This window comes from Nostoc sp. PA-18-2419 (assembly GCF_005869855.1).
GTDB lineage: Bacteria > Cyanobacteriota > Cyanobacteriia > Cyanobacteriales > Nostocaceae > Nostoc.
Map to the genome: position 1 here is coordinate 100078 of NZ_SZNH01000011.1, position 23090 is coordinate 123167.

The window sequence follows — 23090 nt, forward strand, 5'->3', positions numbered from 1 at the left end:
ACCCGCATTTATCCAGTTTACTAATCCTACCCCATGCTCTTAAAGCTCTTTAACTTCACCATCGAAAACATCTTTTCATAAATGCTGAAAGTAGCTTATAGAGAAGATTTCAAACAGCTAGTGCTACACAACTTTTTTGCACGGTCGCAGTTGTTTCCAATACTCTTGCATAATTCGCCAATAAACCTCTGATAGATATAAAAGAGTAAACTTTAAAACTCTATTTTTCATACTAGTAATTAGCAACGCCTACTTATTTCCCCGTATCAGCGAAAAATATAGCACTACTAGGTTTCTATCCAAAATAGACAGTCGCTTGAAGCAACCTTTTCCTTTATCTTTGAGTCCTAAATTTTGGTCAGATAGGCAGAAATGGTTTCAATTTATAGATAATAGAATTAGCGCTCGCCAAAGCCATAATGATGAAGAAGCTATCGATTTGTTAGCTTATATCACAAGCAGAAATAGTAGCGAATTATCAATAGAACAGCTACGAGATGAATTGTCTACTAGTTTCACGGTGGGAACACGTAATGTTGCCATTGTCGTGGCATCTGTATTGTATTTGTGTTCTCGTCATCCAGAAACACAGCAAAAGCTGCAATCGGAAATTCAAGAGTTCGTATCGAAGGAGGGAAATAATTTTGAGTTGGGAGATATTAATAAATTAAGCTATCTAGATAAGGTAATTAAAGAAGCATTGAGGTTGTATCCAGCGGTACCACTTTTTATTCGTGAAGTTATTCCAGACAAATCTGTAGTCTTAGGTGGGTATTCCCTACCTGAAAAAACCCAAATCTTTTTCTGTAGTTGGGCTTTTCACCGCAATCCAAATCACTGGGAAAATCCTGATACCTTCGACCCAGAACGTTTTACCACTGAACCTTTGCCATTTCATTATTTTCCGTTTGGAGCTGGGCCGCGAGCTTGCGTAGGTATGTATTATACTCTTGCCTGTACGAAAATTGTATTAACGACAATCCTTGCAGAATATTCTGTAAATGTAGATCCTTCCTGTAACTTCGATACGAAAGTTTTTGCCGCAACTATTGTGCCACAAAATGGGCTACCAGCTAAAATCAAGCGGGTATTGTCAAGTTAAACCAGCTTCTACAAAATTAAATACTCTTTTGGCGCAAGCAAGAATCGGACGATAGTAAACGTAAAATGAATAGACCTCTTGCACGAATAGTGCCAGCGTGAAAAAATAGAGGTCAAAAAACAAAGGGCAATGAGTTACGAACAGATAAAAGACCTGACACCACCAGAATTTAAACGGTTATGTGGAGCTTATAATTCGTTAGTGTTGGCTTGATTGTTGATAGTAGGCAGGCCTACGGTAATCATTGAGCTTTGTCGTTCGCGCAGCGTCTCGTAGAAAAGTGTGGGCTTCTCTACGAGACGCTATGCGTAGCTTGCTTCCCCGTTAGCGTAGCGTTCTGTATCAAAGGGGTACGCCAACGCCACGTTATGATGAGAACAAGTGATTGCTTGGCTCACCATCTCCTCCAAAGCGATCGGATAAACCATCTTCGCTCCTGATAACTGCATTAACTGTCCTCAGTCAAAAATGAGTTGAAATCTATCTAAGGGGAGAACTGGCGAAGCTCTTACCAAGTGCAAACTCAAACAGTTTAGATGTTGTAATTATTTAATAGTTTTTTACGTAAATCATTCCAAAGATACTGTTTTTGCTTGCCAGTTTCAGAAACTATTCATTCAGACATAATTAAAATACACCATGTTTATGTCAAGAAAAATACTTAAAAAATATAATTTTATTTTGACTGCAAAAAGGTGATAATAGCGCCTGGATACTTGAAGAAAAAATGATGTCTGTTCTGCCTCTCAACAGTCAAAATCTCCCATACCCCGACCCCATACACCCGATCATCGTCCACTTTGTGATAGCGATGATATTTTTTTCATTTTTCTGCGATATAGTAGGTTACTTTACTCATAATGTGCGTTTGTTTGAAGTAAGTTTTTGGAATATGTTTGTCGCTTCGGTAGCTATTTTCTTAGCAGTTATCTTTGGTCAGTTTGAAGCAGGTTTGGCAAACAGTTATCAAGCGGTTCAGCCAACACTGAATTTTCATACGCTCATGGGTTGGTCATTAGCGGCGATCGTCGCTGGGATTACAGCTTGGCGTTTTGTAATTCGTAATCGCAATTCCTTGAAGATACCGCCAGCTTACCTTGGTGTCACAACTTTTTTGATTTGTCTGGTGTTTTTGCAAGTATATCTGGGAAGCAAGCTGTTTTGGGTATATGGGTTACATGTCGAGCCTGTAGTCGAAGCAATGAAGCAGGGAGTCTGGCGATGAACTGGCAACTGATCGAACAGTTAAGATTGAGGTTAGGCGCTAACGGACTGCCTTACGAAATTCCGATACATCCACAATTAGTACATCTAACACTGGGCTTGTTCATTATCGCCATTTTGTTTGACATCGCTGGAGCATTTTTTCGCTTATGGCGACCAATTTTCAGATTTCTCGGTCTTCCTGCCATTCGTTCTGGCTTCTTCGATGTTGGCTGGTACAATCTCATAGCTGCTGCGGTTGTGACATTTTTTACCGTTGCCTTTGGTTTTTTTGAGCTACTGTTGGCAAATCCAGCAGTGAATCAAAAGAGTGATTGGGGGTTGAGTCCTGGTTTAACAATGTTATTGCATGGTTTGGGTGGTATTTTGTTGTTGGGGATGATTGTAGCCATGACTGTATGGAGAGGATTGCAACGCGATCGCTGGCGCAAGGATGCTTCCCGACAAGTTCAATGGAGTTACTTATTAGTAGGTATTGTGATGTTTGGTATTTTGTTTGTTCACGGAACTTTAGGGGCGCAACTCGGAGAGCAGTTCGGAATACACGTGACTGCGGCTAAGTTAATCCAACAGGGTGCAAACCCAAATTTGCTACTCATGCCAATTTGGGACTTTAGATTATTTAGTCATTAGTCATTGGTCATTGGTCATTGGTCGTTAATTCATCTTTCTATTTTTATCTTCTATCTACCCAAATTAAGCTAAAAAAATCAAATACATTTCTCTATCTCAATTTGATATCAAAATCAACGAAAATTTATCAAATTTTATGGTGAGATTCTTAGAGTATTTACTAATAGCTGGTTGTATAGCAGTGTTGCTTGTCATCAGTCATTGGATTGGGCAGCAAGCATATTCTTGGATGCCTCTTGAAGCTACAGCAGAAGCACAAAAGGTAGATAGTTTATTTAGCTTTTTAGTTTCAATTGGAGCGTTCATCTTTCTTGGTCTTGTTGGGATGATGGTTTATTCAATACTTTTTTTTCGGACATCCAAAAAAGACTACACTGAAGGGCATCCATCAAGAGGTGATGCTAGGCTAGAAATCCTCTGGACGGCAACGCCAACTTTATTAGTAATGTGGATTGCTTTTCAAAGCTTCAATATTTATCAGCAATTAAATATTTTAGGTTTAGGACAAATTGTACATTTGCATACACCTGTAGAATCAGAAGCAGCCTACGCCGCAGAAGTCAGCGATGTCCCCAAACCAGCTGACGAAACTATTGATGTTTTTGTCAAGCAGTGGGATTGGTCTTTCCGCTATCCAAATAATGTTAATAGTAATGAATTACACTTGCCAGTTAATCGCCGTACTCGTSTAAATATGCACGCCCAAGAGGTGATTCACGGGTTCTACGTCCCCGAATTTCGTTTAAAGCAGGACATAGTCCCCGGACGGAATATTGACCTTGTAGTTACACCAATTCGTGTTGGTAAATATAAGCTGAAAGATTCTCAATTTAGCGGTACTTACTTTGCTTTGATGGATGCGAATGTGTATGTTGAACCGATTGAGAAATATAACCAATGGCTTACCCAAGTAGCTAGTCAACCAATGACTATTAAAAATCAGGCTGTTGCTGAATATAACCAACCGCCGAAGACATTATTTAAAACTAGTTGGTACACTGTCACACCTGCTGAATCTGCTGTTGCTAATCAAAGGAAAGTCAGCAATGACACATGATAATGTTCCTAATTTAGAAAATTCCTCAAACGAGGCTGTTGATAACTGGCGACAATACTTCAGCTTTAACACCGACCATAAAGTCATCGGTGTTCAGTACATGGTAACGACCTTCATTTTCTTCCTGATTGGCGGGTTGTTGGCAATGCTCATTCGTGCCGAACTGCTCACTCCGGAATTAAATGTAGTCGATCGCCCCCTTTACAACGGCTTATTCTCGATGCATGGGACAATCATGATTTTCCTGTGGATTATCCCGTTCAATGCAGGTATCTCTAATTACCTAGTGCCGTTGATGATTGGAGCGCGGGATATGGCCTTTCCCCTGCTCAACGCTATTTCTTTCTGGATTATTCCACCAGCTGGTATTTTTTTAGTGTCTAGCTTTTTGCTACCCAACGGCCCGGCAAAAGCTGGTTGGTGGTCTTATCCACCCGTTAGTCTGCAATTTCCAGCCAATCAACCGATTAACGGTGAATTCTTCTGGATTGTCAGTTTAGTACTGCTTGGCATTTCTTCCATCATGGGAGCAGTCAATTTTATTACAACAATTTTTTGGATGCGCGCCCCAGGCATGACATTTTTTCGGATGCCTGTGTTTATTTGGTCAGTGCTTAGCGCCCAGTTGTTGCAGTTGATTAACTTGCCTTTCTTGACAGGTGCATTGGTATTGCTGTTATTTGACCTGGCTTTCGGAACACAATTTTTCAAACCCTTAGAAAATGGTGACCCGATAATTTATCAACATCTTTTCTGGTTCTACTCTCATCCAGCAGTTTACATCATGGCACTGCCAGCCTTTGGGATTCTGGCTGAGGTTCTGCCCGCCTTTTCCCGGAATCCTTTATTTGGCTATCGTTCATTAGCACTTGCATCTGTGGGCATTGCTTTAGTAAGCATTTTTGTTTGGGTGCATCACATGTTCACCAGTGCTACCCCTGGTTGGATGCGGATGACTTTTATGTTGACTTCAATGTTAGTGGCTATACCCACTGGTGTCAAAGCATTTGGTTGGACTGCCACAGTTTGGAAGAGTAAGCTACACCTAGAGACACCCATGCTGTTTGCAATGGGCGGGGCAGCAATGTTTATTTTTGGTGGTGTTACTGGTGTGATGCTCGCTGCTACACCTTTCGATATTCATGTCAACAACACTTACTTTGTAGTAGGTCACTTTCACTACATCGTCTTTAACACCATCACAATGACAATTTTCGCAGCCATTTACTTTTGGTTTCCGAAGATTACTGGACGGATGTATGCTGAAGGTTGGGGTAAGTTGCATTTCTTGCTAACCTTTATCGGTGCCAACCTAACTTTTTTTCCCATGCACCCATTGGGTTTACAGGGAATGTTGCGCCGCATCTCTTCCTACGACCCGCAATATCAAGGATGGAATGTTATCGCTAGTCTTGGAGGTTTTTTGCTGGGAGTATCCACATTGCCCTTTATTGCTAACATAGTTGGTTCTTGGTTATACGGGCCTAAAGCAGTAAATAATCCTTGGCACGCTACTGGACTAGAATGGACAACAACATCACCACCACCGCGAGATAACTTTGAGAATATTCCGGTTGTGAAAAGACCCCCTTACGACTATGGCGATCCTAAATACTCTGTGATTGAAAATTCTGACAACGGTGAATCAGTACAACACAGATAAGGGAGTAGGGGGATGGGGAGAATAACTAATGACAATGACTAATAACTAATTTATGACGCGTCGTATCATTCATATAGATGAAAGTCCTATCCGTTTTGAACGGTGGCGGCAATATTTACCAAATTGGTTGCAACGCTTTCTGCCAAGTGGGGGCGGAAATTTTGAAGACCATCATGGCAAAGGGATGTTCGGGTTTAGCGTGTTCCTGCTATCAGAAAGCTTAGTTTTTTTGAGTTTTATTTTGACATACGTGGCTCTGCGATTGACGCACTCAAAAAACTGGTTGCCACCTGGTGTTTCTGGGGTAGAATTATCTAGTTTTGTGATTATTAATACAGTAGTTTTGCTTTCCAGCAGTTTTGTAATTCAACCTGCGGAAAATGCTCTCAAGCGTGGTAGGTTGAATAGATTTCGCTGGCTTTGGCTGATGACGATCGCAATGGGAACCTACTTCTTAATTGGTGTATTAATTGAGTGGCGGAAACTCGATTTTGGGTTAACTACAGGATTAGTTGGTTCAACATTTTATCTATTAACGGGTTTTCACGGTCTCCACGTTCTGACTGGTGTAATTCTTCAGATAATTATGTTAATTCGCTCTTTTATTCGAGATAATTATAATAAAGGTCACTTTGGTGTAAGTGCAACCACTTTGTTTTGGCATTTTGTTGATGTAATTTGGGTCTTTTTATTCTCACTACTTTATCTGTGGCGAGCATAAAATTATTTAAAAAATCAAGCATTTTTTGGAGTAAATTTATGAAATTATTAGCAGATGAATTACCACCTCCAAGAGCAATTCAAGAAACTCCACCACCGGGTACAAACAGAGATCCACTAATTGCACATAGTTTGCAAAAAGAACAGTACGTAGGCATTCTCGGGCTAGCGATCGCCCTGGTTGCTGCTGTAGGATTTTTTAGCCGCCGAGTAGAATACGCTATTGTATTCGCTATTATTCTGAGTGCGATTCTGATTGCTTTCTTTATCTTTGTATAGCAAATAGTCATTGGCTATCAATTATTAATTATTTACCCTGCCCCTCTGGCTCATTTCTCCCAATCCTCAGTCCCTAATCTTCAATATTTATGAACAGCCCAGTTTATCAAACTGTGATTGTCGGCGGTGGTTTTACCGGACTATTCACAGCATTACATCTAGCCCGGGAACGTTATCCTGGCTCTGTAATTTTGATTGAAAAAAATGAGCGTTTTTGCTTTAAGCCGTTACTGTATGAATATTTCGATGGCGAGATGGAGACCTTTCAAGTTTTACCGCGTTTTTCGGAATTGCTTCGCGGTAGCGGTGTTATCTTTGTTCAAGATACAGTACAGTCGATAGATCTGCATCAACAGCAAGTCAGTTTAGCTTCAGGAAACTCCTACAAATACAGTAACTTAGTATTAGGTTTAGGTAGTGTTACTGGCTATCATCATGTTGAAGGAGCCAAAGAAAATGCCTTTGCTTTCTGGACACAAGCAGATGCGATCGCTCTCGACCGTCATTTACGCGACTGTTTACAAAAAGCAATCAAAACCGAAGATGCACAACAACGTCAGAAACTATTAACAGTAGTTGTAGTTGGTGGTGGTGCTTCTGGTGTGGAAATGGCAGCTACCTTAGCAGATTTTGTTCCCCAATGGTATGACGCTTTAGGAGGAAATTCAGCTGAAGTTCGGGTGATTATCCTCAATCATGGGCAAAAAATTCTTGATGGCGATATTAACGATCCACTAGGCCTAATTGCCGAAAAAGCATTACAAAAACGCACTGTACCAATTGAAATTATTACAGGAGCAGAAGCCACTGCTGTTTACCTTAACGCAGTTGAATATAAGAAGAACAATCAAGTAAACACGCTGCCCACATATACCACAATCTGGACAGCTGGTACTTCGATTCATCCATTGATTGAAAACTTACCAATTCCTCAAGAACATCGAGATCATCATAATCGTCTTTTAGTTAATTCGACAATGCAATTGCTCGATTTTCCAGAAGTTTTTGCAGGCGGTGACTGTGCAGCCGTTCAAAATAATCCGCTCCCAGCAACAGCCCAAGTAGCTTATCAACAAGGAGCTAATATTGCCAATAACTTAAAAGCGATCGCTGCAGGAGAAGCCCTCAAACCTCTTCATGTTAATATCCGAGGAACCCTCTTAAAGTTAGGGTTGAATGATGCTGGTGCTAACTTATTCAATGTTTTTGAAGTTGCAGGCGAACCTGCACACTTAATTCGCCAAGCTACTTATCTAACACTATTACCAACTCCAATTCATGACTTCAAAGCTACAACTGAATGGTTGGATGAAGAGATTTTTCATCACCATCTTGACCCTCAAGATGTGAGTAAAAAAGTAGTACAAGCAGTACAGTTACTTGGTGTGGGAGTCGTTGGTGTTTTAGCTGCAAGAAAATTACTGCGAATATTAGGAGATGAGGAGAAAAGGGAATGATGAGTTGCAAGTAAGGAAGAGTTTTCCAGAGAAGCTAATACTTGACTTTCCTTAGCTTATATCTTGCACCAGGAAATTTGAATGTCAATTCCGTGACTAAGTGCAATCGGACGTATTCGTTCAAGATCAAGTAAAAAGCAACACAGAAGTAATTGTGGAAATATTGTTTGAAATGCGATTCGTGCAGCTTCTCCCCAATCAGGTAGTTTACGTAAGTCCTGGAGTAGTTAGACCGCTTTAAGTCAGAGAAATCACTCTAGCACTGCGATCGCGTTCCTATCGAAAAATTATCAGCGAATTATCAAAAGCACTAGTTCTTTATATGCGCCTAATCACACTTTCTAGGTAAGCGTCGATTCGCTGTCTAAGCAATTCAGGAGCGATAACACTGAGACCAAAGTCCTGCCATGGCTTATAAAAAGTTGGCTGCGGCAGGCTCATATCAAGTATTGAATCTATATCCCAGTAAGGGTGATAATCGAACTTAACGGAAATTGCAGTGTATGCATCTAAAAATTGATCTGCCGCTGCAAAACCAAACATCAGAGCTAGATCCGTTCTACAAATTGCCACATCAACCCCTGCTGGTCCCTGGCAGGCATTGATCCAATCCACAATGCCACTCACTCTGCCCCCATGCCACAGAACATTGGCAGGGTGGTAGTCACGATGGATGAAAACTGGCTGCTCGGCAGGTTCTAAACCAAGCAACAATTCGATGGCACGTTCCCAAACATGGGGAATCGTAGTCCACTTCGGTGGTCCCAGAGTCGCTTTTTCTACCCAACTGTGAAATCGCCACGGAAAGCTATTCGCTGTGTGCTGGTGCAGCAAAGCCAGTTGTTTAGCAAGATCGTTCAGCCATTGCTGAAAGTTTACAGGGCAAAGCTCGACATTTCCTTCAAGATACGACATGAGTACTACTGGCGCACCGAAACCTACATCATTCGTGGAGTAAGCTACGAGCTTCGGGACTTGGAGATCCGTCTTCTGTGCTTCTTCCAGCGCAGCCGCCTCGTGATGAGCAAGGTCAGATTCCTCCGCTAGCCATTCTTGATTGTCAAGTACACGCAAAACAAACCGTTGAGGATTGAAGTCACGTGAGCAGTGAATCAGGAAAACCGAACAAGAGGTTGAACCTTTCATCTGCACCACATCAAAATGGCAGTGAGGGATGCCGATCGATTGGGAAAGCCATTCGTGAGCATCTTTACTATAGGTCATACGTAATTCATCTTCTATTTATCGGTCAACCCAAAGCCGTTTGTATCACTTTCGCTCTCCGCGACGGTGGCTAGCTGCTTGCCTCAACAAAGTCATTGTCAATGACAACTGACTTGTTTGTGAGCAATTTCTTAAATCAAGTATTATCGATCTTATTGTAGTAAGAATAGCGACTCTTTCTTACTGAAGCTCTTCCTTTTTTTATGTTACGCTTTCTTACTGAAGCTCTTCATTTTTTATGTTACGCTTTTGTGCTGTTGGTAAGCTTTTTTAGGGTTTACTCGTACAGGTGCAAGATCTGAGCTATAGGGAATATCATAACGTGCCATCAAATTTATGAGGAAATCTCGTAGTCCTTTTATTTTTATTAGTAATTTAAATGACTTTAATATACATAAGCTTTCCGCCGATGATAGTGTTAGATTTTTATACTCTTTATTTGTTTTTTACGGGTTTATTCGGCAGGTGCAAGATCTGAGTTAGCAGCTGATTTGTAAACAGAATCTCAACATCTGAGAATATTTTACCCGTGGGGTGGACATCTTGTCCGCCCTTCCTTAAAGGCGGGTGAAACGCCCACTCCACAAGAAAAGTTGGATGTTTTTTTAATTTGGAAGTCTTTGATTCAGCAACGTAGATAATTTATTTTTTGCAAGTCTTTAACACCGTGAAACGTTTTTGGCTTTCACGGTGTTAGTTGTGGGTTTTCTGCTTCGATTGCTGCTGACCCAAGCCATATGATTGAGTTACTCGACATTAGACATCAGAAGCTTTGATATCTCCGCATGTGCCAACACAGCAGCAGGTTCGCTCTGGAGCGCGTTATAATACTTTCTCTCGAAGGTATTACCTGTCTCTAAGGGCACAATCAATGTGCGGACATCAGCAATCAACTTTTGCATATCATTCAAGGCTATTGGTTCATCTGCTGTGAGCATTTCATCAATTTGCACAACAATTTCAGAAATTCGATGTAACCAAGCAAATTGCTCGTGGCCAATGACAAGTTGCAGGAGTTCTGTACTCGATACCCTTCCCCTAACTTGTTCGTAGGCGATGCGTTCTGTCTCTAGCAACATCTTGTGAAGGTATAGTAATTTATTTCGTAAATCACGCAGATATTGATGTTGACGGATTCTTTGTAGAAGTGTGTTAGAAGTCAATTTTAACCATCCTCTCGTTACGATAGTCTTCAAAAAGTTGAATAATTTCTGCTTCGCTATTTATCAACCGAAGTTCATCTATCGGTTTCTTTGCTAAGACGCACTATGATTAACATATATCTTTATAGTGGTCATTTCTCATATTCGATTAATCATATATTAACATAAAATTATAACAAGTATATAGATAGAAGCTTATCGAGCAAACATCAATTATGGAAAAACCGTCTTCATGTCGCTAGCACATGTAATTCTGGGTCTTCTTCAGCAGCAAGCAATGACGGGCTATGACCTGAAAACGAGCTGCTTCGATCAATGCATTGCCCATTTGTGGCCAGCAGACCAGGCACAAATTTACAGAACCCTCGAAAAGCTAGTTGAGCAAAGCTATATTACCTGTAGGATTGAGATTCAGCACGATCGCCCTAACCGCAAAATCTACAGCATAACCGAGTCAGGGAAAGCAGAATTACTTCGATGGCTTGGTATTCATCAATCCTTACCGATCGTACGCGAACCAATGCTTATTCAGTTGCATTTTGCGGAACAATTGCCTAATGAAACCATTATTCATCTATTAGAGCAGCAATTGGCAGCTCGAAACGAAAAGCTTGCCGAGTGTGAAACTATTGATTTACCAATACTCAGCGATGAGTCTGCTAGCCGCGAACAGGTAATGCAAAGGCTGGTGCTGGAGTTGGTAATCCGTAGAGAACAGATTTATATTGATTGGTTGAAGACAGCAATCAATGTTATTGGTCAGCAAAAACCATATCCATCACAATACCAAATTCTTTAACTCTCATCAATCCAAACAATGACAACAGTAGCAGTCAATCCCTATCTCGATCGCAATTTTGCTCCAATTCGCAAAGAAATCACCACTGACAAATTACCAGTCATGGGCGAACTACCTCCGGACTTATCGGGGATGTTTGTCCGCAATGGCCCTAACCCACAATGGCCACCCATCGGTGAATATCACTGGTTTGATGGAGATGGAATGTTGCATGGTGTGCAAATTAGCAACGGCGTAGCCACTTACCGTAACCGCTATGTGCAGACAGCCGGATGGAAAAAAGAACGAGAAGCGGGTAAGGCTATTTGGACGGGGTTGTTAGAACCAGTACAAATGGATATTGGTGGCTACAAAAACACTGGCAACACTGCCCTAGTGTGGCATGATGGTCAGATGTTGGCGCTCAACGAGGGGGGTAGTCCTCATGCTATCAAGCTTCCAGAACTAGATACTATTGGCGAGTACACTTACAATGGCAAGCTGATTTCTAAGTTCACAGCCCATCCCAAAGTAGACCCAGTGACAGGAGAAATGATTTTCTTTGGCTACTCTTTTGTCGCCCCACCGTACTTGCAATATAGCGTGGTTTCAGCAGAAGGCGAACTGTTGTGGACAGTGCCAATTGACCTGCCAATAGGGGTGATGATGCACGATTTCGCCATCACTGAAAACTATACGATTTTCATGGATCTGCCGCTGACTTTCAACCCCCAAAGAGCGCAACGCGGAGAACCTGTAATGATGTTTGAGCGCGATCGCCCTAGTCGTTTCGGTATTCTACCACGTCACGGTAACAACAGTAATATCCGCTGGTTTGAAAGTCCTGCTTGCTACGTCTTCCATACACTCAACGCTTACGAAGAAAAAGACGAAGTAGTGCTGATTGCTTGTCGCATGAGTTCTACTAGTGTTTTGAGTTCAAATAATTCCCAACCCGACCCAGACGCAGATATTCCCCGTCTGTATCGCTGGCGATTTAACCTCAAGACTGGGACAGTGCGTGAAGAAATGTTAGATGATGTAGCTTCGGAATTTCCCCGCATCAACGAAAATCTAGTGGGGCGGCAAACCCGATATGGCTACACTAACAAAATGGCGAACAACCCCCTGCCTTTATTTGAAGGTATCATCAAATACGACCTCAACAGTGGAAAGTCGCAAATCCACGAATACGGAGAAGGACGCTACGGCGGTGAAGCTGTGTTTGCACCGCGTCCTGGTGCAACAGCTGAGGATGATGGTTGGCTTATGACTTTCGTCCAAGATGAAAATTCCAACACTTCAGAATTAGTGGTGGTGAATGCTCAAGATGTCACGGCTGAACCTGTAGCGCGGGTGATAATTCCCCAGCGAGTGCCTTATGGGTTTCATGGTACCTGGATTGCACAGGAATAGGCGGTTAGAAACCCCATTTAGACAAACAAAACCTGTCTTTGCTGGTTACAACAAATAGGGGGCTTAAGCCCCTTGTTTTCTCTATCACTTTGCCATTGCTGAAGCTGCTTGCTGTGAAACACGAAGAGCAGCTTTAATTAAATCAGCTCCTTTTTCGCCAATCATAATGGTGGGTGCGTTCGTATTGCCCCCAACCAGAGTTGGCATGATCGATGCATCAATAACCCGCAACCCCGTAACACCGCGTACTCTCAGTTCGGGATCGACAACCGCCATTGGGTCAGTTCCCATTTTGCAGGTGCCGACAGGATGATACCCGGTAACGCAAAATTCCCGGATGTAAGCTTCGAGTGCTTGATTGCTAATCACTTCAGCACCGGGAGCGACTTCCTCACCTCGAAATTCATCAAAAGCACTTGTATCAAATAATTGGCGCATTATTTGAATTCCTTTAATCACCTTTTCCACATCGGATTGACTTTGCAAAAAGTTCATCTGAATAATCGGTGGGTCTTTAGGGTCAGGCGAGAGCAAACTGACACTACCAATGTTTTGAGGATGAGTCAAACTGACTGTAACAGTGAATCCCAAACCAGAGAGAGTTTGGCCAGGAGATATCCACAGAATGGGACCGAAGAAAAACTGTAAATCTGGCGCGGTATCCAGATTCCCTTCAGTATGCAAAAATAATCCAGCTTCAGCGTTACCATTACTAGTAGTTGCTGGGTCTAACCCGGCAATTACCTGGTGTGGCACAGGATTGGTAATTAATTGGTGTGCTACAGGAACAAGAAAGTGGTCTTGGAGGTTTTGACCGACACCTGGCAAATCAATGACGACAGGAATCCCCATTGCTTGCAGGTATTTTGCATCGCCAATGCCGGAAAGCATCAGCAACTTGGGTGAATCTAATGCACCAGCACTTAAAATCACTTCTTTGTTGACTTTGGCTTGGTGCAACTGATCATGTTGCATATATTCCACCCCAACGGTGCGGTTTCCCTCAAACAACAACCGAGTCACCAACGCTCCAGTCGTTATTGTCAAATTGGGACGCTGGAGAATTGGCACCAAGAATGCAGCAGCAGCACTGTGACGTTTACCATCCTTTACCGTCAACTGATAAATTCCCGCACCTTCTTGCTGTATGCCATTGAAATCTGGATTGTGGTTATATCCGATTGCCACAGCTGCTTCTATAAATCGTTGGGATGCTACAGTAGGGGCTTGAATATCGGTCACGCTCAACTCCCCATCAACGCCGTGGTATGCATCAACACCCCGTTGCTGGTTCTCAGATTTCTTAAAATAAGGCAATACATCTTGGTAACTCCACCCAGAATTCCCCAATGACTGCCAGTGGTCATAATCGTGATGATTGCCCCGGATATAAATCATAGAATTAATCGAACTGCTGCCACCCAAAACTTTGCCACGGGGACAAAAGATTTTGCGGTTATTGAGGTACGGTTCGGGTTGGGAGAAATATCCCCAGTCCAGCTCCGAGCGGGGTAGGTTGGGGGATTCTAAGGGGATTTGAATTTCTGGTTTAGTATCTGGGTTGCCAGCTTCGAGCAATAACACGGTTGTTTCACCGTCTTCTGTCATCCGGTTGGCGACAACACAGCCTGCCGAACCCGCACCAATCACAATATAGTCATATTGAGTCATCATATCCTGGCTAGATAAATTCAACTACTTCAAGAACTTTGAATCCTTGTAGGTGTTGGAGTTCTATTAAAATATTATTAGCTATTGATTAGCTAATAATATTTTTAATAAAATAATATGACTACTGAATTATATTTTGATAAGTGATAATTGCAACTAAAGTATCTTGTTGTCAAACAAAATTTATAGATAACTTACTTATTTTTTTATAAGTTAGATACAAAGTAGCGTAATTTCAAAAAGAGTAAATACCATTTTTCATTTGATTATATAAATTTGCAATTGGAACGAAGCAATCATAATGATTCTGCGATTACTTCACTTTGCTATTGCTGCGTACCCTACGGGTTCCGTCCTTAGCAGTACGTAATGACAAGTATTTGGCTGGACATAATATTATTGCCTGTGATCGCCAAGCTATTCAATTTGGGATAATCTGAGCATTAGGAGTAGGAAGTTAAGAGCTAAGAGTTAAGAGTCATTCTCCCCACACTCCCCACCTAAAACGATTTTTCCTGATACCCTCCAGCGTAGTCAATCACGCAGACTGTTCTATAAGATTTGTGAATTCCAAAAGCAACACCAGAGACTTGAAAAGCGCCGTTAAAAATGTTTTTTCGATGACCGCGATCGGGTACACCATCATCAATAATTAATTGCATGACGATATCTTGGGCGGTGTTTGGCCCATAACTAATATTTTCGCCTGCGGTTGTTTGCCATCTTCCATAGCGGTTGATGCGAGTAAAGGGGTCGCTACCATCGCTACCATCATGCCCTGTAGCACCTTTTGTGCCTTGGTCTTTAACGTGGTCTTTTGCGGCTAAAGACATACCTTTAGAGGGACTCAAAGCACCTATAGGACGTGCTGTTTTGAGAAATGCGATCGCCTCATCGACTGCTTTTACACCTTCTTGAGTTCTCAAATAAGTATTATCAGAAATTTTGACTCGGTTACCTTGGAAGCGCTGGCGATAGTTTTCCAAAATCGGCACGTATATTTGAGGATTTGTTCTAACTTTATTTGTTTCAATAATTACCTGTTGCTCGAGTGGTGAAAGGTAACTTGCTTTTGCTAACAAAGTCGGGCTATTTTTTTCAACTACTGCTGGCTGAGAGTTGCCTACAGTTGGGTTAGATGGAAGCAATCGATCTGAGCAACCAAATGTCAAGGTGAGTGGGAAAAATACCCAAAATTTAATCTGCTGCATTCATGACCCCGCAATTTTTCTCGGAATTAATTTAGTGAATTAAAAAGAATAAGAATTTCAAGGCACAGTAAACTCTGTCAACGCCTCTATAGCTTCTTAAGAATAAATGTAGATTCACGTACTAGTTATATAGATCACAACGTAACTATTTTTGTTCCTGAAATACTACAAAATGATTGCTACGAGTTTTCAAACTTTAAGGCTTCGCCAAAGGATTCTCCAGTCTCTAGTTCAAGTTGCACTCATCACTCTATCTACTGATTATTAACACATCAATAGCCGATAAAGTGAAATTAGACAGAATACAACTGAAAAGTATAGGATTTTTATTTTGTTTTTGAACTTATTTGTCAAGACAGGCAATGGTTAGTAGGCAATAGACAAAGATGAATCGCTTGTTGTCTCTTGCCCTTTTTCTTCAAGTATACCGTTTTTTTCACGCAATCAAATCGGACTGCTATAGGATGTTAGCTATATTCATTTATTAAATATTCTGCTGATTCTTGAACTATCTGAGTCTGGAATAATTACGATAAAATGAATTTTTGACAACTGCGATCGCAATCTCAAAAGTTTCTCATAGTTAAATTAAGCAGAGTAAACAGATGCGGATATTTAGACATATTAACTACAAAAGGTACTGCCTATGAGTTCCCGCGCACTGCTGTTAGTGAATCGTCATGCCCGCCAAGGGCAAAAGGGTCTATCCGAAGCTATTGACTATTTGAAGACACTCGGCTTTGATTTAATTGAAGAGTCTACAGAACATCCCAAACAACTTTCTGAAGTTATATTTCGCTACCAGCATCAAGTTGATATGGTAATTATTGGTGGTGGCGATGGTACTCTTAATGCCGCAGTAGATGCTTTAGTTGAGACTCAGTTGCCTTTGGGAATCTTGCCTTTAGGAACTGCCAACGATTTGGCAAGAACTTTAGAGATTCCCAACTCCCTCAAGGACGCTTGTAATATTATTGCCCAGGGAAATTTACACCGCATTGACTTGGGTTGGGTGAACGGCAAGCACTTTTTTAACGTTGCCAGTTTGGGATTGAGTGTAAAAATTACCGAACGACTTACTAAAGAAGTCAAACGCCGCTGGGGAATATTTGCTTATGCTGCTACTGCATTACAAGTAATTTTGTCAGCTAGACCTTTTAGTGCGGAAATTGCGATCAACAGTCAATCAGTTCGCGTAAAAACTGTGCAAATTGCTGTGGGTAACGGTCGCTATTATGGCGGCGGGATGGCAGTGGCAGATGATGCGGCAATAGACGATCAAAGACTAGATCTTTATAGTTTGGAAATTCAACATTGGTGGCAGATTATATTATTACTACCGTCAATGCGACAAGGGCGGCATATACATTGGCAGACTGTACGCTCGCATCAAGGTGAGGAAATTCATTTGTATACTAACAAACCACGCCCTATTAATACAGATGGTGAAATCACTACTTACACACCTGCCCATTTTCGAGTTATACCTAAAGCTGTAGCTGTTTTAGTACCTCCACAAGTCAAGGTTAAAAATTCGGAGTTTGGAGTTTAGAGTTTGGAGTTAAGAATTAGAAATTATTCTTGCTCATCTTCCTTACTCTTGGAAAGACTTAGGTTAATCGCGTCTCTAACTACTCCCTTTTAAATAAATTACACCAAATGCATCTGAGATTTTCTCAAGATATAAAGTCCTTGTTACAACGGCTAGCCGAGCAACCTCTGACTCTAGGTGATGTTCTGGCAGAAACCTCAGAACGAGGATTTAGCTTAGTAATTGCATTATTAGTTTTGCCGTTTTTATTTCCGATGCCACCAGGATTAACTGGGCCTTTTGGTGGTGCTTGTTTGTTGTTGTCTGTGCAAATGCTTTTAGGAAGGCGATCGCCTTGGTTACCAAAAAGAATTGCTAACTACAAATTTCCTCGCGCCTTTGCTCAATTACTTTTGCAAAATTTGGGTCGTCTCACCAAAGTTTTACAGAAAATCGCCCGTCCCCGCTTGGGAAAAATAGCTCATCACCCTTTGATTTGGCAAATTAATGGGTTTTGTATCTCTTGGTTAACAATATTATTAGTATTACCAATTCCCTTGACAAATCCCATCCCTACTATAGGCATTTTACTTTTGACTGTTGCCACCATCGAATCTGATGGCTTATTAATTTGTATCGGTTATGTTATTACAGGCATGATTACTTTGTTATTTGGATTTATTGGTTATGCTCTGTGGTTAGCTCCTAGTTTACTACCATCTATATTTAAATAAAAAAGCCCCAACCTAAAGGCTGAGGGCTGTGACTTATGTGATTTATTAGAGTGCATCTACCATTTATTAATCCGCTTTACTTTTTAGTCTATCCGGGCAATTTTAAATTGCTAAAAAAATATCATTTAAAAAACTATCCTTCTAATTTTAAAAATAATTATCAAAAATATACTTAATACATTTAAATTTATAACTTATTCCAACTAAAAAATGTTATTAGCAATAAATAAAGCTCCCAGAAGCTGAGAGCTATTGAATTTATTAAGGTGCATCTACTATTTATTAATCCACTTTAGTTCTTACTCTATCCGGAAAAATTCAATTGTTAACATTTTTTTATTTTTTGAGATTAAAAATTATTAGCAATAAATAAAGCCCCCAGCTAAAGGCTGAGGGCTGTGATTTAATTAAGGTGCATCTACTATTTATATATCCGCTTTAGTTCTCGCTTAATCGGGAAGAATTGAAAAAAATAGATAGCTGGCGAATTAATTTAGTTATCTATAACTTTAGTACTAACTCAAACAAGATAAACCTACGGTATTTGACTAGATAAACATTGCTTATCTTCACAGTAATTTTACAAATACTTTAAATTTACCCAGATTACACAAAGTTTCCGTTAATATCTCTAAGTCAATATCCGCAATAGTACGAATATAGTTTAGTAGTTGGATATATAACCATAAAGATTAGACTAATCCAACTCGATGAAGCGATGTCTACGACGGGCTATGCCTACGCATTTTGTCCAAGTTGCCATGATAGTTCTATTTTCTCTTGGTAGCCTTGGTATTGTCGGGGGAAGCTTTTTCCTCAGAAAAGCTTTTAGCAATACTAATGAACCTGAAATCATAACTGATACAACACGCTATGGAGAAATTCGTAATCAATTGTGGTCTAATAAGGACGAATTAAAACATTTTCCGAATCAGATTCCCACTGATGCTAAAGATGTTCGCATTGCTTACTCTCCTGGATTTTTACAAGCAGGCAGTTTTTTTCAAATTAGATTGAAACAGCCCTCAGAAAAAATAGCAAAATTACTCTTACAATACAGAACTAATGCAAAGCATAAATATAGAGGTGGGAACACAAACGACCATATAAATCAGCCTAATGGTGTGCCCACAACTTTCTTCTACACCAGTGATTCTCCTGCGGAAACTTTTCCAGATACATATGAAATATTAGTATTAGATGCAACAAATAAAGGTAAACAGGGCTTTAAATGGAATCATGGAGATAGCTATGGTGTTGCAATTAATAGTTCTGCCTCAGAAATTATCTACTGGGCTGAACAATGGTAGTTATTACTAAGTGCTAATTTTACCATTTTAGGTATATCACTTTAGATAGTTAAAATTTATATGCACTTTAGGTAACAATTTCTAATATGCTGAAAAAACTATCTTTATATGTAGAATGTCAACTGCTTTAATTACTGGTGCCTCTAGTGGTATTGGTAAGGCCTTTGCCCAAGAATTAGCTGCACGCAAGGCAAATCTTGTACTCGTTGCTCGTTCGGAAGAGAAACTCAATCAATTAGCCAAAGAACTAAAAGAACAATTTAAAATTCAAGTAGACGTTATAGTTAAAGACCTCACAGAACCTAACGCGGCTGCTGCTGTATTTGATGTTACAAAAGCTAAGGAATTAACGATTGACTTATTAATCAATAATGCTGGCTTTGGTGACTATGGAGACTTTGCCGAATCAGATGGAGAAAGACAAGTTAAAATCGTACAATTAAATATTTTGGCATTGGTAGATTTAACCCATAAATTTCTACCCTTGATGCGGCAACGTCGTTCTGGAAGTATTATTAACGTATCCTCAATTACTGGATTTCAACCGATACCGTACGTTTCTGTTTATGCTGCTAGTAAAGCTTTTATTATCAGCTTTAGTGAAGCACTCTGGGCAGAAAATCACCAATATGGTGTTCGCATCTTAGTTACCTGTCCAGGGCCAATAGAAACAAATTTTTTTACAGAAGCCAATTTTCCTCCAGCTTTAGCAGGAAGCACAGAAAAGGTTTATTCTTCTGAAGAAGTAGTTCGTGCATCCCTTAAAGCTTTAGATCAGGGTCAGCCTACGGTTATTATTGGTGATACTACTACTCAAATTAGAAGTCTATTAGCTCGATTAGTACCGCGAAAAATTCTGCTGAATATTTTGGCAAAAAGGTTTCAACTTTAAGATAGTTCTTAGCCATTATCCTCAAAGTTCATACTTATGGACTCAAAAATCACATATAGCGAGTTAGTTGCACACGGTAACGGTCTTTTTTAGTAACAGCAATTTCTMCAACTTCTAAACGTCCTTTAGAGCGTATGGCGATTAAGTCGCCTGATTTGAGTTGAGAACTAGCTTGACTTACTTCTTTCCAGTTGACGCGCACATCACCAGCATCAATTAAGTCAACCATTTTACTGCGAGACATGCCAAAACCAGCAGAGGCGATCGCATCTAATCGCAAAGACGCTTCCACAGTAGTTAATTCTTTTTTCTTCGGTTCTCGAATTTTTAGTTCAGTAATTTCAATTTGTTGAGTTTTCACAGGAACCGATCGCACCTGTTTGAGATTCATTGACAAAAAATCCACCAACTCTGGTGCGACAATTGCTTGCGCTCCTCGTTCTCCCAAAACAATAATATCTCCCGTCTTATCACGAACAATTCCCGTTCCCAGCATTGCGCCTAAGAAGTCGCGGTGAGTGGCGGTATCAAACAAGAAATTACCAGCAATTTCTACTGCAACTAGGCTGACTTGAGATTGATCTAAGGGAAGTTCAGAACGAGCGATCGCAATTCTTTGGCGTTCAGCTTGCGGATATCCACCCCACACAACTAATTGCACCTCTGTTAAACGACTAAACACCCGTTGAATTTCCGCTAATTCCGGAGGAGATAAAAAATCCGTTACAACCACTTCCCAAGTTTTAATAGCTTGCTCTGCTTGGTCAATTACACGAGCTACACTATCTCGATTTTCAACACCCTTTAAAAGTTCTTCTCGTGGCAACATTCTGATAAATTATGAATTAGTCATTAATCCTCTGTTACAAAGTTCTGATGCCTTCAGCGGGCTGCGCCAACGGATAGCGCAGCGTTAGCGAGTCTGCGAGCGTCGGAAACTTCCGCTCAGACTTTGCGCTTAGTCATTAGTTATTTATCTATTACCAATGCCCAATACCCTTTTAGTTAAAACTATCTTGATCCTAACTTTAATTCCCATTTTATAAGGTTTTCATCTCTATTAATTTCTTGCATTCCTAATTTTTCCAAAATGCGAATTGAGGCAACATGATTATCTGGAGAATCAGAGATAATTCTTTGAAGTTCCGGCTGAGTAAAAGCAAAATTTACTAATGCTTCTACAGCTTCAAAAGCAAATCCTTGCTGACGATAGGCTGATATCACTTCATAACCCATTTCTGTTGTTCCTTGCTCATCAGGTTTGCCACCGAATCCCAAATCACCAATTAGGGTAGAATCAGCGATGTGAATCATTAGCCACACACCCCAACCCAACTGTGAAGGATCGTTTATTAACATCTGAGCATAGATTGGGAAAAAATCTAGCACCTCAGATGCATACCATTCATCAGGAACACGTACTCCTAAGAGCCTTTCCACTTCTGATTTGTTTTTTGCCACAACGGCTTGCGCCACTTTCAAGGAACAGGGAAGCAACTCAAGCCGTTGTGTCGTAATGTGTAAACTATGATTCATTTGCTAAGCGCTATTTGTATCTGCATAACCCTGAATATTTTCTGGCTCAAATTGTCGTAATATCCTGGTTGCTTGCCGAGTCAGAGTTTCAGAACCTTGAACTGCAATTAAGTATTTACCTTCATCCAAGCGGTTGCGGTAGGGTAAAGCATCACCACCACCTACGAGTAAACCAACTCCGCCACCGACAAATACACCACCCATCGCACCACTAGCAGCACCTAGTAGTCCTCCAACTATGTGATTGCCAACTTCACCCGCCCAGGCGAAAGTATGCAAACCAGTAATCAGGCTAAAGGTAAAACCCGCAAAAAAACCGAATGGTATCAGCCAAGTTGCCATCAGCCGTGCTTGCTTTTTGGCTTGGTCTTTGGGGTCAATTAAGCCAAACTCGTCAGCAGTTTTATACCCCTTCCCCAGGATAGTACTGTTTATGCCTTCTTTTTCTAAAGCTAAGTAAGCAGCTTCAGCTTGAATGCGGTCTGGTAATACGGCAACAAGGTAATTCATTGATTCTACAATACATGTCTAATAAAAGTTTTGCCTTAATTAACAGCGTATCAGTCCTGGTTGAATCTATCTTCTATTAGAGGATTTCCAAAAATAAATTACTACTATTTGTGGGGTGGACATCTAGTCATAGGTGTCAACTTAATACAAAAGCAGCCAAAAGTTAAGCTATTTCTAGCTGAAGTTGACACCTATGACAGTTGTGCTAACCTACAGGGTGTTGCATCGAAATAATGATCGCCACACTAAGTAGGTCGGTGCGAGTATTTATCGTTGGGGTGAGGCAGGACGCAGTTCTTGCTTGAGGGAAGAGGGTTTAAACCTATTTAATTTTTCTTAACATAGTTTTTTCCACAGCGTTCTACTTAGGGACTTCCAAGAAATAAATTATCGAATTTGACGCCGATCAAAACGACTTTCTCTCCCCCCTGCTCTAAAAGCGATGGCATATTTTTTTATTTATCAGTCCCTTAGTACAAGTTAAATCTAGATTCATAGGTTACTTTAACAAATCCAGTGGCTCACAAAAATTGTTCACGCCTTGCTTGAGGACATAAATCAAAACTGGCGTTGCCAAAATTTTTGGAAACGTGGGCGTTGTTTTGAGACGTTCCATCATCTTCTGAAGTGACATATTGAGCAAATCTTCTCGATATTCTTGTTCGCAAATGACGGCACGCCATTTTCTCGCCAAAGCATCTAACCATTCGGAATTTGCTCTTTCTGGTTCTTGTCCTGCACGGATAGCTAGCGTCATCGCTGCATCTTCTAAATCTCCATCACAGTCTTCAATCAAGTCCAGCGCTTCCATATCGCTGGGATCATCTGCCAATTGAGAGCGAAACTGTGCAATTTCCTTCGATGTTACTTTAGTCATGAGTCTTTGACAAGGCGAGCGATGCCTACGGCGGTAAACTACGAACACTCAGTTATGTTAGTTCAATTTTGACACTTCACATGAAAATAGGGTATTGAGGGT

23 protein-coding genes are annotated in these 23090 nt (G+C 40.8%); 14 read left to right on the forward strand and 9 right to left on the reverse strand.

Translation table 11 applies throughout. The features are described from left to right. The first annotated feature begins 316 nt into the window (after positions 1–316). Positions 317–1102: a cytochrome P450 gene (locus FCR06_RS13805; protein ID WP_223280135.1), complete on the forward strand. Its 786-nt coding sequence runs from the start codon at positions 317–319 to the stop codon at positions 1100–1102. Between the two features lie 302 nt (positions 1103–1404). Here the strand turns inward: FCR06_RS13805 and FCR06_RS32620 are convergent, their stop codons facing one another. Next, positions 1405–1551 carry a hypothetical protein gene (locus FCR06_RS32620; protein ID WP_189523418.1) on the reverse strand — a complete coding sequence of 49 codons (147 nt, stop codon included), beginning with the start codon at positions 1549–1551 and terminating at the stop codon, positions 1405–1407. A gap of 281 nt (positions 1552–1832) precedes the next feature. Between FCR06_RS32620 and FCR06_RS13810 the strand changes: the two genes are divergently transcribed. From FCR06_RS13810 to FCR06_RS13840, 7 genes are all read left to right on the forward strand, one after another. Further along, positions 1833–2327 carry a DUF2231 domain-containing protein gene (locus FCR06_RS13810; protein ID WP_138500729.1) on the forward strand — a complete coding sequence of 165 codons (495 nt, stop codon included), beginning with the start codon at positions 1833–1835 and terminating at the stop codon, positions 2325–2327. Continuing rightward, the gene (locus tag FCR06_RS13815) at positions 2324–2959 is read left to right on the forward strand and encodes a DUF2231 domain-containing protein (RefSeq protein ID WP_138500538.1); all 636 of its coding nucleotides are present in this window, start codon (positions 2324–2326) and stop codon (positions 2957–2959) included. Before FCR06_RS13810 ends, FCR06_RS13815 begins: the two co-directional genes overlap by 4 nt. 136 nt (positions 2960–3095) lie before the next feature. After that, positions 3096–4016 (forward strand): cytochrome c oxidase subunit II, encoded by a 921-nt coding sequence (locus FCR06_RS13820; protein WP_138500540.1) that lies wholly within the window; start codon positions 3096–3098, stop codon positions 4014–4016. Then, entirely contained in the window at positions 4006–5679 is a 1674-nt protein-coding gene (locus FCR06_RS13825) for a cbb3-type cytochrome c oxidase subunit I (protein ID WP_138500542.1), read from the forward strand. The genes FCR06_RS13820 and FCR06_RS13825 overlap by 11 nt, the downstream gene beginning before the upstream one ends. Positions 5680–5731: 52 nt before the next feature. Beyond that, positions 5732–6400, forward strand: a complete 669-nt coding sequence (locus FCR06_RS13830; RefSeq protein ID WP_138500544.1) for a heme-copper oxidase subunit III — start codon at positions 5732–5734, stop codon at positions 6398–6400. Between the two features lie 38 nt (positions 6401–6438). After that, complete coding sequence (locus FCR06_RS13835; RefSeq protein ID WP_138500546.1) at positions 6439–6678, forward strand: hypothetical protein; 240 nt, start codon at positions 6439–6441, stop codon at positions 6676–6678. Between the two features lie 89 nt (positions 6679–6767). Further along, positions 6768–8135, forward strand: a complete 1368-nt coding sequence (locus tag FCR06_RS13840) for an NAD(P)/FAD-dependent oxidoreductase (protein WP_138500548.1) — start codon at positions 6768–6770, stop codon at positions 8133–8135. Between the two features lie 318 nt (positions 8136–8453). Here FCR06_RS13840 and FCR06_RS13845 read toward each other — a convergent pair whose 3' ends face one another. Next, positions 8454–9359 carry a phosphotransferase family protein gene (locus tag FCR06_RS13845; protein WP_138500550.1) on the reverse strand — a complete coding sequence of 302 codons (906 nt, stop codon included), beginning with the start codon at positions 9357–9359 and terminating at the stop codon, positions 8454–8456. Positions 9360–10105: 746 nt separating this feature from the next. Then, entirely contained in the window at positions 10106–10522 is a 417-nt protein-coding gene (locus FCR06_RS13850; RefSeq protein WP_189523419.1) for a hypothetical protein, read from the reverse strand. Between the two features lie 232 nt (positions 10523–10754). On the opposite strand from FCR06_RS13850, the gene FCR06_RS13855 reads away from it, so the two are divergent. Beyond that, positions 10755–11321 carry a PadR family transcriptional regulator gene (locus FCR06_RS13855; RefSeq protein ID WP_138500552.1) on the forward strand — a complete coding sequence of 189 codons (567 nt, stop codon included), beginning with the start codon at positions 10755–10757 and terminating at the stop codon, positions 11319–11321. A gap of 18 nt (positions 11322–11339) precedes the next feature. Further along, positions 11340–12716, forward strand: coding sequence for a carotenoid oxygenase family protein (locus FCR06_RS13860; RefSeq protein ID WP_138500554.1), 1377 nt, complete (start codon positions 11340–11342; stop codon positions 12714–12716). Positions 12717–12800: 84 nt separating this feature from the next. Here the strand turns inward: FCR06_RS13860 and FCR06_RS13865 are convergent, their stop codons facing one another. After that, entirely contained in the window at positions 12801–14387 is a 1587-nt protein-coding gene (locus FCR06_RS13865) for a GMC family oxidoreductase (RefSeq protein ID WP_138500733.1), read from the reverse strand. Positions 14388–14887: 500 nt separating this feature from the next. Then, positions 14888–15598: a CAP domain-containing protein gene (locus FCR06_RS13870; protein WP_138500556.1), complete on the reverse strand. Its 711-nt coding sequence runs from the start codon at positions 15596–15598 to the stop codon at positions 14888–14890. Between the two features lie 646 nt (positions 15599–16244). Between FCR06_RS13870 and FCR06_RS13875 the strand changes: the two genes are divergently transcribed. The 4 genes from FCR06_RS13875 to FCR06_RS13890 all read left to right on the forward strand — a co-directional run bounded on the left by FCR06_RS13875 (position 16245) and on the right by FCR06_RS13890 (position 20065). Next, on the forward strand, positions 16245–17150 hold the full coding sequence (locus FCR06_RS13875) for a lipid kinase (protein ID WP_138500558.1): 906 nt from the start codon (positions 16245–16247) through the stop codon (positions 17148–17150). Positions 17151–17257: 107 nt separating this feature from the next. Further along, positions 17258–17863 (forward strand): exopolysaccharide biosynthesis protein, encoded by a 606-nt coding sequence (locus tag FCR06_RS13880; protein WP_138500560.1) that lies wholly within the window; start codon positions 17258–17260, stop codon positions 17861–17863. A gap of 710 nt (positions 17864–18573) precedes the next feature. After that, entirely contained in the window at positions 18574–19173 is a 600-nt protein-coding gene (locus FCR06_RS13885) for a hypothetical protein (RefSeq protein WP_189523420.1), read from the forward strand. Between the two features lie 115 nt (positions 19174–19288). Continuing rightward, positions 19289–20065 (forward strand): SDR family NAD(P)-dependent oxidoreductase, encoded by a 777-nt coding sequence (locus FCR06_RS13890; protein ID WP_138500563.1) that lies wholly within the window; start codon positions 19289–19291, stop codon positions 20063–20065. 49 nt (positions 20066–20114) lie between these two features. Here the strand turns inward: FCR06_RS13890 and FCR06_RS13895 are convergent, their stop codons facing one another. The 4 genes from FCR06_RS13895 to FCR06_RS13910 form a co-directional block, all read right to left on the reverse strand. Next, entirely contained in the window at positions 20115–20894 is a 780-nt protein-coding gene (locus FCR06_RS13895) for a photosystem II S4 domain protein (RefSeq protein WP_138500565.1), read from the reverse strand. Positions 20895–21076: 182 nt separating this feature from the next. Next, a complete protein-coding gene (locus FCR06_RS13900; protein ID WP_138500566.1) occupies positions 21077–21601 on the reverse strand; it encodes a GNAT family N-acetyltransferase in 525 nt (174 codons plus the stop codon). A 3-nt stretch (positions 21602–21604) separates the two neighbouring features. Continuing rightward, positions 21605–22111 carry a hypothetical protein gene (locus FCR06_RS13905; RefSeq protein WP_138500569.1) on the reverse strand — a complete coding sequence of 169 codons (507 nt, stop codon included), beginning with the start codon at positions 22109–22111 and terminating at the stop codon, positions 21605–21607. Between the two features lie 499 nt (positions 22112–22610). After that, positions 22611–22988: a hypothetical protein gene (locus FCR06_RS13910; RefSeq protein ID WP_138500571.1), complete on the reverse strand. Its 378-nt coding sequence runs from the start codon at positions 22986–22988 to the stop codon at positions 22611–22613. Between the last annotated feature and the right edge of the window lie 102 nt (positions 22989–23090).

Excerpts from the sequence above, each read along its gene's own strand:
- FCR06_RS13830 (WP_138500544.1), top strand. The coding sequence starts at position 5,732 with ATGACGCGTCGTATCATTCATATAGATGAAAGTCCTATCCGTTTTGAA.
- FCR06_RS13875 (WP_138500558.1), top strand. The coding sequence starts at position 16,245 with ATGAGTTCCCGCGCACTGCTGTTAGTGAATCGTCATGCCCGCCAAGGG.
- FCR06_RS13870 (WP_138500556.1), bottom strand. The coding sequence starts at position 15,598 with ATGCAGCAGATTAAATTTTGGGTATTTTTCCCACTCACCTTGACATTT.
- FCR06_RS13880 (WP_138500560.1), top strand. The coding sequence starts at position 17,258 with ATGCATCTGAGATTTTCTCAAGATATAAAGTCCTTGTTACAACGGCTA.
- FCR06_RS13815 (WP_138500538.1), top strand. The coding sequence starts at position 2,324 with ATGAACTGGCAACTGATCGAACAGTTAAGATTGAGGTTAGGCGCTAAC.
- FCR06_RS13835 (WP_138500546.1), top strand. The coding sequence starts at position 6,439 with ATGAAATTATTAGCAGATGAATTACCACCTCCAAGAGCAATTCAAGAA.
- FCR06_RS13900 (WP_138500566.1), bottom strand. The coding sequence starts at position 21,601 with ATGAATCATAGTTTACACATTACGACACAACGGCTTGAGTTGCTTCCC.
- FCR06_RS13810 (WP_138500729.1), top strand. The coding sequence starts at position 1,833 with ATGTCTGTTCTGCCTCTCAACAGTCAAAATCTCCCATACCCCGACCCC.
- FCR06_RS32620 (WP_189523418.1), bottom strand. The coding sequence starts at position 1,551 with ATGCAGTTATCAGGAGCGAAGATGGTTTATCCGATCGCTTTGGAGGAG.
- FCR06_RS13905 (WP_138500569.1), bottom strand. The coding sequence starts at position 22,111 with ATGAATTACCTTGTTGCCGTATTACCAGACCGCATTCAAGCTGAAGCT.
- FCR06_RS13865 (WP_138500733.1), bottom strand. The coding sequence starts at position 14,387 with ATGACTCAATATGACTATATTGTGATTGGTGCGGGTTCGGCAGGCTGT.
- FCR06_RS13860 (WP_138500554.1), top strand. The coding sequence starts at position 11,340 with ATGACAACAGTAGCAGTCAATCCCTATCTCGATCGCAATTTTGCTCCA.
- FCR06_RS13855 (WP_138500552.1), top strand. The coding sequence starts at position 10,755 with ATGTCGCTAGCACATGTAATTCTGGGTCTTCTTCAGCAGCAAGCAATG.
- FCR06_RS13910 (WP_138500571.1), bottom strand. The coding sequence starts at position 22,988 with ATGACTAAAGTAACATCGAAGGAAATTGCACAGTTTCGCTCTCAATTG.
- FCR06_RS13890 (WP_138500563.1), top strand. The coding sequence starts at position 19,289 with ATGTCAACTGCTTTAATTACTGGTGCCTCTAGTGGTATTGGTAAGGCC.
- FCR06_RS13840 (WP_138500548.1), top strand. The coding sequence starts at position 6,768 with ATGAACAGCCCAGTTTATCAAACTGTGATTGTCGGCGGTGGTTTTACC.
- FCR06_RS13885 (WP_189523420.1), top strand. The coding sequence starts at position 18,574 with ATGAAGCGATGTCTACGACGGGCTATGCCTACGCATTTTGTCCAAGTT.
- FCR06_RS13825 (WP_138500542.1), top strand. The coding sequence starts at position 4,006 with ATGACACATGATAATGTTCCTAATTTAGAAAATTCCTCAAACGAGGCT.
- FCR06_RS13845 (WP_138500550.1), bottom strand. The coding sequence starts at position 9,359 with ATGACCTATAGTAAAGATGCTCACGAATGGCTTTCCCAATCGATCGGC.